The sequence below is a fragment of the Bifidobacterium sp. LH_450 genome (genome assembly GCF_056356715.1).
The window spans coordinates 372,054-386,044 of sequence record NZ_JBKEUU010000001.1 but is presented as its reverse complement, the minus strand read 5'-3'; the positions used below and the strand labels follow the sequence as shown (position 1 = coordinate 386,044).

Sequence of the window (13,991 nt, the reverse complement as noted above, 5' to 3'; positions counted from 1 at the left end):
CGAATGCTGGGAGGTGACGGGGCCATGCGGTTGGCGTATCGCGTTTTGCAGGACCGTCGTGCTTTCCGGTTTTCGTTGGGGGTGGCCTGATGTTGCGGGCGGTGCGGGTGCGCCTGGACCCGTCCCCGGCGCAGGGGCGGTTGCTGCGTGCGCATGCGGGGGCTGCCCGGTTTGCCTATAATTTCATGCTCACCCTGGTCAAAAGGGCCATTGAAGGGCATATCGGCTGGGTGGGCTGGTCGCGCGCCGAACTGCGCAAGACATGGAACTCATGGAAAGACGAGGTTGCCCCCTGGTGGCGGGAGAACTCGAAGGAAGCGTACTCCTACGGTGTCGAATGCCTCGCGAACGCGCTGAAGAACTGGACGGACTCCAGGCACGGCAAGCGCAAGGGCCGCAAGATAAGGTTCCCGAAGTACAGGACGCGTGCCAGGCACATGAAGTTCGCGTACACCACCGGCAGCTTCGGGCTTATCAAAGGGGACCCGAAGGCATTGAAGCTGCCGCGGATCGGGCGCGTGCACTGCTTCGAGAACGTGGAGAAACGCGTCGGCGCCGGGCGCGTGGTGCGCATGACCGTCTCATATCATGCGGGCGCATGGTATGCGTCGCTGACCGTCGAATACCCCGACCATCTAATCGCCCCTAAAAATGGGGGCAGGAGGGTCGGCGTGGACCTTGGCGTCAAAACCCTGGCCACCTTGTCGGACGGCACCGTCATTGCCAACCCAAAGCATTGCCAGCGGGGCGAGCGGAAGCTGCGCCGCGCCAGCAAGCGGCTTTCTAGGCGCGTGCTTGGTTCGAACCGTTGGAAGAAGGCGCGTCTGGCGTTACAGAAACAGCACGCGAGAATCGCCGCCCGGCGCCGGGACGCCATCGACAAGGCGACGGCGATGATTGCCCGCGACTACGACGTGGTTGTCATTGAGGATTTGAACGTGGACGGCATGAAGCGCGGCCACTGTCTTGCCAAGGCCATATCGGACGCGGGGCTCGGCGAGTTCCGCCGCCACCTGGCCTACAAGTGCTTGGAGACCGGTGCGACGCTGATCGTGGCCGACCGCTGGTATCCATCCTCCAGGACATGCTCGAAGTGCGGGACGGTGAAAGCCAAGCTGTCCCTCACGGACCGCGTGTTCGTCTGCGACAACCCGTCATGCGACTACGCCCGTGAGGGCGTGGACCGCGACTGGAATGCCGCCGTGAATCTTGAACGCTACGTCGCCCCGAGTGCCGTGGGAGACGCTAAACGCGCGCGGAGGAACCGTAAGACGACCGGCCCCAGGATGGGCGGCAACGCAGGACCCGTTGAAACGCGAACCAAGCAGAACAGCCTCATAGCTGTTTCGTGAGTCTTGGAGCCTCCCCACCGCAAGGCGCAGGAGTGCAGCTGCCTTCGTGCTCGTCCAGCAAACGAAAACAAAGCCGGTTGCAACGGGAATGTGGATAGCCGTGGACGACACGGGTTGCCATCCACAATGCCGTCCCGCGCTGGGACGCCCCCGTGCGCTGGCGGCACAGTGGAAGCAACGCGGCTGCCGGCGGGGCGGCGCATACCCAAGGAGGCGAACGGCATATGGCGGACATGACGAACGAGTCCCTGCACAATGGAGCGGCGTGCAAAGGCGCAGGGCCCGATGGCGGCGTGAACGGGTGCGCAGCCGATGGCTGCCATGCATGCGGATGTGCGCGGCATGCAGCGCACGCTGGCGGCGCGGCCGATGACGGCTGCGCCGCCGAAGCCGCGCAGCTGCAGGAGATGCGCGAACAGCTGGGGGACAGGCAGGCTGTGCGCGAATGGTTCGCCAGCCCCCTGCGCCTGTGGCTTGAATACCTTGACGGCAACGATGCGCGGCTGACGCCCGCGGTCGCGGTAGCCGCTGCCTGCGCGCCGATGCGCGACGCGATGGTGATCTCGATGGTCGTGCCGCCTTCGCGATGGTCGCCGCCCCTGTTGCTGGACGTGGCGGCCGACCCTGCGTCGAAGCGCGCGACGCGTTTCTATGCATCCGTGCTGGCACAGGCCTTCGAGGCCCGTCAGGCGCAGGCGGAGCGTGCGCGCTGCGTGCGCGGCATGGCGGGATTCAGGCAGCTGGCCGAAGCCGTTGGAGGACGGTATCGGGGCGGCGCCCTGGTGATGGTCGCCTATCTGTCGTGGTGGCTTGGCGAGCCGTCGACGCCGCAGGCGCTGCGCCAGGCGCGGCAGGAGGCGCCAGACAACCGGTTGCTGGCAATCGTGTCCCATGCCATGGCGGCCGGCGCGTTTCCGGCATCCGCGGGAACCAGCAGGGCAGCGGACGGCAAGGGCGGCGGCGAAGCCATCCAGACGGAATAATAGTCCCGGTTTTATGGTTTACTCACGTAGTTGACGGACCTCATGATTCCCCGGTTTTGCGTTGCCTGAAGGGGATGGGTCCGTGCCAGTGCCATGAATCAGGAGGGTGAGTTTGGCCACTAAGGAAACCACGGCAGCCGCGAAGGATACGTCCGCCAAGGAGGCTCCGGCAACCGGCGCCGAAGGCGAGGACGCTGCCGCAACCCCCGCCAAGGCCGCGCCTAAGCGCAAGCCGGCCGCGAAGAAGTCCGCCGCCAAGAAGGGCGCCAAGGGCGCCGGCAGCGCATCCGCACGCCGTTCGCCGGCGAAGAAGACGTCCAAGAAGGCGGAAAGCCATGCCGCCGACGACGAGCAGCCCGAGCTGGACGACGAGCAGCTCGACGACGAGGACATCGACCTGGAAGCCGACCTCGAAGACGACGGCGAAGCGGACGACGAGGACGATTTGGGTATCGACCGCGAATCGGAGCCCGAAGAGGACGATGACGACGAGGACGAGGCCGACGCCAAGGCCGCCGAGCCCCAGCAGAAGGGCGCGTTCGTCGTGCGCGACGATGACGACGATGACGACGACGTCCTGTCCAATGTGCCTGAAACGCCGCGCAAGCCCGGAACCAACCCCAAGCGCCGCGTGGTGACCACCGGCGCGACCGCCGACCCCGTCAAGGACTACCTCAAGCAGATTGGCCGCGTGAGCCTGCTGAATGCCGAGCAGGAAGTCGACCTGTCCGAGCGCATCGAGGCCGGCCTGTATGCCCAGCACCTGCTGGACACCCAGGGCGACACGATGGACTTCAAGCGCAAGCGCGAACTCAAGTGGGCGGCCAACGACGGCAAGAAAGCCAAGGACCATCTGCTGGAAGCCAACCTGCGCCTCGTCGTGTCGCTCGCCAAGCGCTACACGGGCCGCGGCATGCTCTTCCTCGACCTGATCCAGGAAGGCAACCTGGGCCTGATCCGCGCCGTCGAGAAGTTCGACTGGAAGAAGGGCTTCAAGTTCTCCACCTACGCCACGTGGTGGATTCGCCAGGCGATCACGAGGGCCATGGCCGACCAGGCGCGCACGATCCGCGTGCCCGTGCACATGGTGGAGGTCATCAACAAGCTGTCCCGCGTGCAGCGCCAGATGCTGCAGGACCTGGGCCGCGAGCCCACCCCGGACGAGCTGGCGCGCGAGCTCGACATGCCCGTCGAGAAGGTCCAGGAAGTGCAGAAGTACGGCCGCGAGCCGATTTCGCTGCACACGCCGCTGGGCGAGGACGGCGATTCGGAATTCGGCGACCTCATCGAGGATACCGATGCCATCGCGCCGTCCGACGCCGTCGCCTTCTCGCTGCTGCAGGAGCAGTTCAAGCAGGTGCTGGAAACGCTCAGCCCGCGCGAGGCCGGCGTCATCAAGATGCGCTACGGCCTCGAAGACGGCCAGCCTAAGACGCTCGACGACATCGGCCGCGTCTATGGCGTGACGCGTGAACGCATCAGGCAGATCGAGTCGAAGACGATGTCCAAGCTGAGGCATCCTTCGCGCTCGCAGACGCTGCGCGACTTCCTCGACCAGTGATCGATTGATCGGCGTTCGGGCCCCCTCCTTCGAGGGGGCTCCTTTATGCGTTGGGTAGGATGGACAACGATGGTGAAGAAAGCGAACGATGGCGCCGACGCGTACGGCGCGAAGAACCTTACCGTGCTCGAAGGCCTCGATGCCGTGCGCAAGCGGCCCGGCATGTATATCGGCACGACCGATTCGCAGGGCCTCATGCACTGCCTGTGGGAAATCATCGACAATTCGGTCGATGAGGCGCTGGCCGGCGTATGCAACCACATCACGGTGACGCTGCATGATGACGGCTCCATTGAAGTCGAGGACAACGGCCGTGGCATTCCGGTCGACATCGAGCCGAAAACGAAGATGACCGGCGTCGAGGTCGTGCTGACGAAGCTGCATGCCGGAGCGAAGTTCGGCAACTCGTCGTATGGCGCATCCGGCGGCCTGCACGGCGTGGGGTCGTCGGTCGTCAATGCCTTAAGCTCGCGCCTCGACGTCGAGGTCGACCGCGATGGCAAGACGCATCGCATGACGTTCCATCAGGGCCATCCCGGCGTCTATGCGGACGCCGATCCGGACCATCCGTCGCCGTCGTCGCCCTTCAAGAAGACGCGCAAGAACAAGCCTACCGAGCTGGAAATCACCGGCACCGTGCCGAAGAGGAAGACCGGCACGCGCATCAGGTACTGGGCCGATCCGGAAATCTTCAACGATACGGCGCGGTTCAGCTACGAGCAGCTGATCGAGCGCGTCCGGCAGACGACCTTCCTCGTGCCGGGTCTGACGATCACCGTCATCGACGAGAACATCGCCGAAACCGGCGACAAGGAGCGCGACGAACTCGTCGAGACCGACGTCGTGGAAGCCAAGGCCGACGACAGCGAGCTCGCCGAGGCCGCCGCGGAATCCCAGGATGGCACCGAATCCCGGGAGGCCGGCGAGCCCCCCCGGGAGGAGGCTGCCGGCGTGCAGGAGGGCGCCGAAAGCCCCGGCCATCGCCGCGTCGAGGAATTCTGCCACACCGGGGGCGTCGTGGACTTCGTCGACTTCCTGTCCGCAGGACAGCCCGTGTCGAACGTGTGGCGCATCACCGGCGAGGGGACCTATACCGAAGAGACGCAGGCCGTGGACGCCAACGGCGACCTGCATGCCGAAAAGATCACCCGCACCTGCGGCGTCGACATCGCGTTGCGCTGGGTCGACAACTACGACACGACGATTCGCTCGTTCGTCAACGTCGTCGAGACCCCCGGCGGCGGCAGCCACGTCGACGGCTTCCTGGCGGCCATCACCAAGCAGATCCGCAAGGCCGTCGAAGACAACGCGCGCAAGCTCAAGGTGAATCTCAAGGACGCGAAGATGAAGGTCGAGCGCGACGATATCCTCACCGGGTTCGTCGCCGTCGTGACGGTGCGCATCGCCGAACCGCAGTTCCAGGGGCAGACCAAGGACGTGCTGGGCACCGCCCCGGTGCGCGGCGTCGTCTCGCGGTTGACCGACCAGCAGTTCGGCGAGATGATCAGCGGCTCCAAACGCGGCTTCAAGGACCAGTCGGGCCGCGTGCTGGAGAAGATCGTCGGCGAAATGCATGCCCGCATCCAGGCGCGCAAGACGAAGGAAGTCACCCGCCGCAAGAACGCGCTGGAATCCGCGTCGATGCCGCCCAAGCTGTCCGATTGCCAGCCGGGCAACGACGACGTGGCCGAACTGTTCATCGTCGAGGGCGATTCGGCGCTCGGCACCGCGAAGGCGGCCCGCAACTCGGCGTTCCAGGCGCTGCTGCCGATCCGCGGCAAGATCCTCAACGTGCAGAAGGCCTCGCTGGCGCAGATGCTGGGCAACAAGGAATGCGCGGCCATCATCCAGGTCGTCGGCGCTGGCTCCGGCGCTTCGTTCGACATCAGCCAGGCGCGCTACGACAAGATCATCATGATGACCGACGCCGACGTCGACGGCGCGCATATCCGCACGCTGCTGCTGACGCTGTTCTACCGCTACATGCGCCCCCTCATCGAGGAAGGGCATGTATATGCCGCCGTGCCGCCGCTGCACCGCATCGCGCTGTCGGGGACGAAGAAGGGGCAGTTCATCTACACGTATTCCGACGACGAGCTCGCCGGCAAGCTGGCCGAACTCGACGCAGCCGGCATCGGCTACAACCCCGACATCCAGCGCTACAAGGGGCTGGGCGAAATGGACGCCGACCAGCTGGCGGACACGACGATGGACCCGCGCACGCGCATGCTGCGCCGCATCCGCATGATCGAAGCGGAGCAGGCCAACGAGATCTTCAGCCTGCTGATGGGCGACGAAGTGCCGCCGCGCCGGCAGTTCATCGTCGACAACGCCAACGACTTCGACCGTTCGAAGATCGATACCTGACCGTCATCGCGCCGGCGCGGAGCGCGTGGCAGCGCACTGTGCGTCACTGCGCACCGCGCCGGCGGCCCAATGCGCGCCGGTATACCGCTTCGACCTGGTCGGCCACCGTCGACACGTCGTAGCGGGCAAGCAGCCGCTGCTGGCGGGCGTGCACGTCCCGCGCCCAGCCGGCATCCGTCAGCGCCTTCGCGATTTTCCCCGCCAGAGCCTGGGCATGGCCTTCAGGCGTGACATCGAACAGCATGTCCTCATCGCCCCGGAACGTCGAACGGTAGCCGGGGTTATCGCCGCCCAGCGTCACGCCGGCGCCCGAAGCGATCGCCTCCAGCAGCACGATGCCGAAGCTTTCGCCGCCGGTCGACGGGAATACGGCCACGTCCGCGCTGGCGAGCAGGGCCGGCTTGTCGCGCTCCTGTACGAAGCCAAGGAATTCCACCGGCGTGGCCAGCGCCTTCGCCCGCGCCTTGCATTCCTCGAGCAGCGGGCCCTTGCCGGCAAAGGAGACATGCGTGCCATAGGGCAGCATGCCGTGCCGTTCGGCATAGGCCAGCGCGTCGATCAGCAACGATGCGCCCTTGCGCTCCACGAAACGGCCGAGGAACACGATGTGGTTGCCATGGGCCGGCATCGGGGCTGCCTGATTGGCCGGCGCATGCTGGCGCGGACGGCGCCCAGGCAGCAGCGAGCCGAGCGTGACCGATTCAAGGAACGGCACCTTCAGGTTCATGATCGCGTCGATGGGGCCCGGCGCCCCGGCGCTGGCCGCCTGGCGGAACCTGTCCACGTTCACCGGGTTGGGGATGACGGTGCCGCGCACATGCGCCGTGGCGGTGGCGTATTGGGCCGCCACCTGGGAGACGGCGATGACCTCGTCGACGCGGCGATGCGTGAAGCCGTTGATCAGGCCGAGGGCGGCGCCTCCGGCCTGCGCCAGCGGATTGGCCGATGCGATATGGTAGGTCGCCACGACGCCGGTCGACGGATCGGCGTTCGACAGCACGACGCCGCCCATGAACGGGCTGTAGGGTGCCTGGATATGCAGGATGTCGAAATGGTTGGCGTCCAGCACGCGCCGGATCGCCCGCGGGTCGGCAGGCCTCGGGATGCGCATCTGGTTGCCGTTGAACGTCACCTTGACGTTGCGCGCCAGCGAATGCGTGTTCGGCACCGGCGAGTCATGCGTTTCCCCGACCAGGTAGTGCACGGTGTGTCCGCGACGGGATAGCTCCTCGCCGAGCGTGACGATGTGCTGCTGCACGCCGTCGAGCACATCCAGCGTATCGTCGAAAACGAATCCGATTGTCAGCGGTTCCCGTTCGTTAGCAAAGCCCATGCGTCCCAGCTTACGCGCCGCACATGCCACGGCCCTTTTTCCCTGTGCTGGCGCCCGGCTGCGCATGCCAGGCAGTGCACTGTCAACATCGTGCGCGATTGTATCGCGATAATGCAACGGGGCGGATGCGGATGCACGGGGGAACTCTATAATCTAAGGCAATCCCCGTCGTCATGTCCATTGGAGGCGCCATGGCCAGCCTGCTGCTCGCTGTCATCTACCTTGCGTTCATTTCGCTGGGACTGCCGGATTCGCTGCTCGGCGCTGCGTGGCCTACGATGAGCGTGTCGCTGGACGCCCCGCTGAGCTGGGCAGGCGGCATCTCGATGACGATAGCCGCCGGCACGATCGTGTCGGCGCTGCTGTCCGACCGCATGACGCTGCGGTTCGGCGCCGGCAAGGTCACCGCATGCTCCGTCGCGCTGACCTGCGCCGCGCTCTTCGGGTTCTCGTTCGCGCCGAATTACTGGGCCCTGATCGCGCTCGCCGTTCCCTACGGCCTGGGCGCCGGCGGCGTCGATGCGGCGCTGAACAACTACGTCGCCGTGCACTACGCCAGCCGGCACATGAGCTGGCTGCATTGCATGTGGGGAGTGGGAGCGCTGGCCGGACCGTACATCATGAGCTTCGCCATCGAAGCGCAGCGCGGATGGCAGGGTGGCTACCGGACCATCGGGTTCATCCAGCTGGCGCTGACGGCGGTGCTGGCGTTGTCGCTGCCGCTGTGGAAAAACCGGGGCCGGTCGGCGCCGCAGGCCGTGCGCGCGTCGACGCAGCCGCAGATGAGCGACGACGCAGGCGCCATCGCGCCGGCCGGCAATGCCGCGGGAGCCGCCCGCGCCGAAGAGGCGGACGCGCCCCGGCCGCTGGGGCTGCTGGGCGTCTTGAAGCTCGCCGGAGCGCCCCAGATCCTGACGATGTTCTTCTGCTATTGCGCCATCGAGCAGACCTGCATCCTGTGGGCGTCGAGCTATATGCACCAGGTGGACGGCTTTTCCGCCGCGAAAGCCGCCGAATACGCGAGCCTGTTCTTCATCGGCATCACCGCCGGACGGTTCCTGAGCGGCTTCGTGACGATGAAGCTGCCTGATCCGGCCATGATCCGGCTCGGGCAGGCTTTGCTGGCCGTCGGCGTGCTCATCCTGCTGCTTGGCGGTTCCAATCCGGCCGCCTCGCTCATTGCATTCGTCGTGCTGGGCCTGGGCTGCGCGCCGATCTACCCATGCGTCATCCATTCGACGCCGTCCTATTTCGGGGCCGACAAATCGCAGGCCATCGTCGGCGTGCAGATGGCGTTCGCCTATGTCGGCACGCTGGCGATGCCGGCGCTGTTCGGCGTGCTGGCGCAGCATGTGTCGATCCGGCTGCTGCCTTGGTATGTATTGGCGCTGCTTGCGCTGATGGTGGCGATGCATGAGGCGCTGCGGCGCCGCGTGCGCCGCTGAGGGCGCAATGCAAGCGGCCGGCGCGCGAAGTCCCGCGCCGGCCGTTCCTGCTCTCTGGATGTCCGTTTGCCTTAACGGCGGCGCATCGGGATCCGGGGTGTCCGGACTGCTCGGCGCCGTCCTGGGATCGTCCGGGGGTCGGGGGTGTCAGGCGTCGTGGCGCGCAGCCGGTCACGCTGTGCGGGGAACGGCGACGGCGGCGCGGCATGGGCATGTGTCCAAAGGAGTAGGGTAGAACATATGTTCGATGGTCTTGAGGGCTTCAGCGAGCCTACCCGCGAATGGTTCGCGGGCGCATTCGGCGCGCCCACGCAGGCGCAGGCGCAGGCGTGGCCCGCAATCCAGCGGCGCGACGATGTGCTGGTCATTGCGCCGACCGGATCGGGCAAGACGCTCGCGGCGTTCCTCGCCGCAATCGACCGCCTGCTCGCCGCCAAGGCGCAGACGGCAGGCACTGTGCAGGCGGACGGCAACGCGCGGGCGAAACGGGGCAGGCGCAGGAACAAAGGCGTCAAGGTCCTCTACATATCGCCGTTGAAGGCGCTCGGCGTCGACGTCGCGAAGAACCTGGAAACGCCGCTGGCCGGCATCGGCGCGCAGTACGAAGCCGACGGGCTCCAGGCGCCTGAAATCCGCATCGCGATGCGCAGCGGCGATACGAGCGCCCAGGAACGGGCCGCCATTGCGCGCAACCCTCCCGACATCCTCGTCACGACCCCCGAGTCGCTGTACCTGATGCTGACATCGAAGGCGCGCGACGTGCTGAAAACCGTCGATACCGTCATCATCGACGAAGTCCATGCCGTCGCGCCCAGCAAGCGCGGCGCGCATCTGGCGCTGAGCCTTGAACGGCTCGACGCGCTGCTGGAGGCCAAGGCGCAGCGCATCGGCCTGTCGGCGACGGTCAATCCGGTCGACCAGATCGCGAAGTTCCTTGGCGGCCCGCATGACGTCACCGTTGTCAACGCCGCGGCGCCCCCGCATCTCAAGCTCGAAGTCGTCGATGCGGCGGGGCGCATGCCCGACGGGGGCCGGCTGAAAAGCCCGTGCGCCGCGGATGCCGCCGCGCCGCGGATTTCCGGGGTGACGCCGGCGATGCGCCGGGCGGCCGAACGGCGCGAAGGAAGCGCCGGCAGCCAGGAAGGCGGCAACGCGCCGGGACCCGGGCTGCCGCCGGCTCCCACGGCAGCCCGGGGTGAGCAGAAGACGTTCTCGATCTGGCCGCAGGTGCAGGCGAGCGTGCTCGACCAGATCCTGGCGCACAGGACGACGCTCGTATTCGTCAATTCGCGCGGCGTCGCCGAACGGCTGACGGCGCAGATCAACGACCTGTATGCGCAGCGCATGCACCCTGAACGCGAGTTCGAGGCGTGGGGCCAGAAAGGCGACGGTCCGGACGAGCCGGCGCACCGGCGCAGTTCGTATGGCTCGACGTCGATGCTGGTCGGCTCGCCCGATCCGGACGACGTCATCGCGATGGCGCACCATGGCTCGGTATCGAAGGACCGGCGCAAGCAGATCGAAGACGATTTGAAGCGCGGCAAGCTGCGCTGCGTCGTCGCGACCAGCAGCCTCGAACTGGGCATCGATATGGGATCGGTCGACCTGGTCATCCAGATCGCGCCGCCGCTGTCGGTATCGTCGGGGCTGCAGCGCGTCGGGCGCGCCGACCACAAGGTCGGGGGCACCAGCCATGCGCTGATCTACCCGCTGACACGGCGCGAACTGACCGAAGCGGGCGCCGCGGTGGAGGCGATGAACGCCGGGGCGCTGGAGCCGATGCATATGACGGCGAACGCGCTCGACGTGCTCGCGCAACACACCGTCGCGGCAGCCAGCATCGAGCCGATCAACGCCGACGAATGGTTCGCGCTCGTGCGACGGGCAGCCCCGTATGCCACGTTGCCGCGCGAGCTGTTCGACGGGGTCGTCGGGATGCTGACCGGCGCCTATGCATCCGAGGACTTCTCGGCGTTCAAGCCGCCGCTCATGCTCGACGCGGATTCCGGCATGATTTCCCCGCGTCCCGGCGCGCAGCGCCTTGCCGTGACCAGCGGCGGCACGATTCCGGACCGCGGCATGTATACCGTCGTGCTTCCCCAGGCGGACGGCGGCAAGGGACCGAGGCGCGTCGGCGAGCTCGACGAGGAAATGGTATACGAAACGCGCGTGGGCGACATCATCACGCTGGGCACGTCGACCTGGCAGGTGCAGGAAATCACCAACGACCGCGTCATCGTCATCCCCGCTCCGGGCCGCAGCGCAAGGCTGCCGTTCTGGCACGGCGACCAGGCCGGCCGCAGCTTCGCGTTCGGGCAGGCGCAGGGGCAGTGGATCGGCGACATGACGGCGGCGCTGGGCGACGAAACCCCCTTCAACGAGGAGACGATGGAACGCCTGAAGCGCGACGGGTTCGACGGGGGCGCCATCGAGAATCTCGCCCAGTTCCTGTCCCAGCAGCAGGCGGCTACCGGCAACGTGCCGGACGGCGCGCACATCGTCGTCGAACGCACGCAGGACGAAGAGAGCGACTGGACGGTGCTGGTCCATTCGCCGTATGGACGGCAGGTGCATGAGCCATGGGCGCTGGCCATCAACGCGAGATTGCAGCAGCGCTACGGTTTCTCCGGGCAGATCTTCGCCGCCGACAACGGCATCGTCATCAAGCTGCCCGACGGCGACGGCGCAATCGACATCCCGTCGATCATCCGCTTCGATGCCGACGAAGCGGCGCGCATCGTCGCCGAACAGGTCGGTTCAAGCGTGCTGTTCGCCTCGCGGTTCCGCGAAGTGGCCGCCCGTTCCCTGTATATGCCGCGCATGAATCCGGGCAAGCGCGTGCCGCTATGGCAGCAGCGCCTGCGCGCCTCGCAGCTGCTGGCCGCAGCGCGTCCGATTCCCAATTTCCCGCTGATCGTCGAAACGACGCGTGAATGCCTGCAGGACGTCTACGACCTGCCGTCGTTCAGGACGCTGATGGAGCGGATCAATGCCGGCCTGATCGCCGTCAGCGACGTCACGACGCCGTTTCCGTCGCCGATGGCCGAGCAGCTCATGTTCGGCTTCGTCGGTTCGGTGATGTACAACGACGATACGCCGCTTGCCGAGCGCAATTCGCAGCTGCTCAGCCTTGATCCGGCCGTGCTGGAGCAGCTGCTGGGCTCGTCGGACTATGCGTCGGTGCTGAGCGAGGCGGCCATCGACGACGTGGCTGCCGCGTTGGCGGATCGCACGTTCTGGAACGAGCTCGACGAACGGGACGTTACAGGGCGCGTCAACCGCTACGCCAAAACGCATGGGCCGTTCATCGCTTCGACGATGATCGATGAATGCGGCTTCGATGCCGAAACGGCGGTGCGTGCGCTTGACGAGCTCAAGGCGCGCGGCGAGCTCATGTCCGGCCGCTTCGACGGGCGGCTGCCCGACGGCGTAGGCCAATGGGTGCACCGCGACGTGTTCCAGCGCATCCGCGCCCAGTCGCTGCGGGCGGCGCGCAAGGCCATCCGGCCAGTCACGCCGGCGGACTACCAGCGGTTCCTGCTCGGGCTGCAAGGCGTAGGCGCGGTCGGCGCCGAACGCTATGAAGGGGCCGACGGGCTGCTGCGCGTCATTGAGCAGCTCGAAGGCGTCGCGTTGCCGTTGCGGGCATGGGAGGAAAGCGTCTTCCCGGCCCGCGTACGCGACTATGCGCCCGCGTTGCTGGACGAGCTCGTCATGTCCGGCGCCGTCGTATGGGTAGGCGATGCCGACGGCAAGACGGCCTTCTATCCGTCCGATTCGCTGCAGCTCGAACGGCTGTCGGCTTCCATGGCGCCTGGCCCGGCGCGTCCGGCGGATGCCGGTGGCGAGCCGAACGGGGGGATGACGCTGGAACAGGCCATCGAGCATGTGCTCGCCGGGGGAGGCGCCTACCCGGCGCCGCAGCTGATGGAACTGGCAAAAGCCTATTGGGCGCAGCATGCCGAACCGTATGTCGACGACGCCACCGGAGAGCTGGTATTGCCGGACGTGACATCGCAGGGGTTCGCGGCGGCCCTATGGAATCTGGTGGAGCAGGGGAAGCTGACGAACAGCACCGTCGCCGTCATGCGCGCCAGGCAAGCCGGCGCGGCGGCGAAGGGGAGGCAGGGGGCCGCCCACTCCAAAGCATTGCAGCCCCGCGGCATCGGGCGTTCGCTGACACGCCGCCGCATGCATGCGCGCACGGCGTTGCCGCCGTCGATGGGCGGCCTGTGGCGCCATGTGTCGGCGGCGATGTCCGGCAGCGAGGCGGCTTCCGTGGCCCCTGAGCAGTACCGCATCGACGAAGTGGAGGGGTTGCTCGACCGCTATGGCGTCGTCGCGCCGCCCATCGTCGAGCAGGCCGGCATCGCGGGGGGATTCAGCGCCATATACCCCGTGCTCAAGCGCATGGAGGACAAGGGGCTGCTGATACGCGGCATGTTCGTTGAGGGATTCGGGGCGGCCCAGTTCGCCACCCGCGATACCGTCGATGCGCTGCGCGCGGTGCCGGCGACGTCGTCCGCGGCATCGGTGACGCTGAGCGCCATCGATCCGGCGGTCATCTATGGCGGCGCCGCTTCGTGGCCGCCGGTGGCATCTGCAGGAGCCGACGGCGGCCAATCCGGCCGGACGGCCCCCAAGCCCGTGCGCAGGGAGGGTTCATTCGTGGCGCTGCGCGATGGCGTGCCGGTGCTGTTCGCCAACACGAAGGGCCGGAAGCTGATGGCCTTCACCGACGTGGAGAGCCTGCTGGGGTCCGCCTGCCATGAACTGGCCTACACGCTGCAGCGCGACCATGGCGCCCCGGTCGCCTTTGCCGAAGCCAACGGGGAAGCGCTGACGCAGCGTTCGCCGTTGTTCTTCGCGCTGCGCGGCGCAGGCTTCACGCCGACGCCGCAAGGGCTCAAGCTCTACCGCTAGGCGCCTGCCGCCATGCAGCGGCTCGCG

The 13,991-nt window shown here is 67.0% G+C and carries 7 protein-coding genes; 6 read left to right on the top strand and 1 reads right to left on the bottom strand.

The genetic code is table 11. The features are described from left to right. Window positions 1-89 precede the first annotated feature (89 nt). From tnpB to AC1AXT_RS01685, 4 genes are all read left to right on the top strand, one after another. Window positions 90-1,352 carry an IS607 family element RNA-guided endonuclease TnpB gene (gene tnpB / locus AC1AXT_RS01700; protein ID WP_476540125.1) on the top strand — a complete coding sequence of 421 codons (1,263 nt, stop codon included), beginning with the start codon at window positions 90-92 and terminating at the stop codon, window positions 1,350-1,352. A 224-nt stretch (window positions 1,353-1,576) separates the two neighbouring features. Continuing rightward, the gene (locus AC1AXT_RS01695) at window positions 1,577-2,335 is read left to right on the top strand and encodes a hypothetical protein (protein ID WP_476540123.1); all 759 of its coding nucleotides are present in this window, start codon (window positions 1,577-1,579) and stop codon (window positions 2,333-2,335) included. 112 nt (window positions 2,336-2,447) lie between these two features. After that, window positions 2,448-3,896, top strand: a complete 1,449-nt coding sequence (locus tag AC1AXT_RS01690; protein WP_476540121.1) for an RNA polymerase sigma factor — start codon at window positions 2,448-2,450, stop codon at window positions 3,894-3,896. A 69-nt stretch (window positions 3,897-3,965) separates the two neighbouring features. Beyond that, complete coding sequence (locus AC1AXT_RS01685) at window positions 3,966-6,263, top strand: DNA gyrase/topoisomerase IV subunit B (protein ID WP_476540119.1); 2,298 nt, start codon at window positions 3,966-3,968, stop codon at window positions 6,261-6,263. Between the two features lie 43 nt (window positions 6,264-6,306). Here AC1AXT_RS01685 and AC1AXT_RS01680 read toward each other — a convergent pair whose 3' ends face one another. Beyond that, window positions 6,307-7,596, bottom strand: a complete 1,290-nt coding sequence (locus tag AC1AXT_RS01680; protein WP_476540117.1) for a glycosyltransferase family 4 protein — start codon at window positions 7,594-7,596, stop codon at window positions 6,307-6,309. Between the two features lie 191 nt (window positions 7,597-7,787). Here AC1AXT_RS01680 and AC1AXT_RS01675 point away from each other — a divergent pair, with 191 nt between their 5' ends. Further along, the gene (locus tag AC1AXT_RS01675) at window positions 7,788-9,041 is read left to right on the top strand and encodes an MFS transporter (RefSeq protein ID WP_476540513.1); all 1,254 of its coding nucleotides are present in this window, start codon (window positions 7,788-7,790) and stop codon (window positions 9,039-9,041) included. Between the two features lie 240 nt (window positions 9,042-9,281). Further along, window positions 9,282-13,964 carry a DEAD/DEAH box helicase gene (locus AC1AXT_RS01670; protein WP_476540115.1) on the top strand — a complete coding sequence of 1,561 codons (4,683 nt, stop codon included), beginning with the start codon at window positions 9,282-9,284 and terminating at the stop codon, window positions 13,962-13,964. Window positions 13,965-13,991: the final 27 nt, after the last annotated feature.

Coding starts and splice junctions, on each gene's coding strand:
- tnpB (WP_476540125.1), top strand. CDS start 90: ATGTTGCGGGCGGTGCGGGTGCGCCTGGACCCGTCCCCGGCGCAGGGG.
- AC1AXT_RS01695 (WP_476540123.1), top strand. CDS start 1,577: ATGGCGGACATGACGAACGAGTCCCTGCACAATGGAGCGGCGTGCAAA.
- AC1AXT_RS01685 (WP_476540119.1), top strand. CDS start 3,966: ATGGTGAAGAAAGCGAACGATGGCGCCGACGCGTACGGCGCGAAGAAC.
- AC1AXT_RS01680 (WP_476540117.1), bottom strand. CDS start 7,596: ATGGGCTTTGCTAACGAACGGGAACCGCTGACAATCGGATTCGTTTTC.
- AC1AXT_RS01675 (WP_476540513.1), top strand. CDS start 7,788: ATGGCCAGCCTGCTGCTCGCTGTCATCTACCTTGCGTTCATTTCGCTG.
- AC1AXT_RS01670 (WP_476540115.1), top strand. CDS start 9,282: ATGTTCGATGGTCTTGAGGGCTTCAGCGAGCCTACCCGCGAATGGTTC.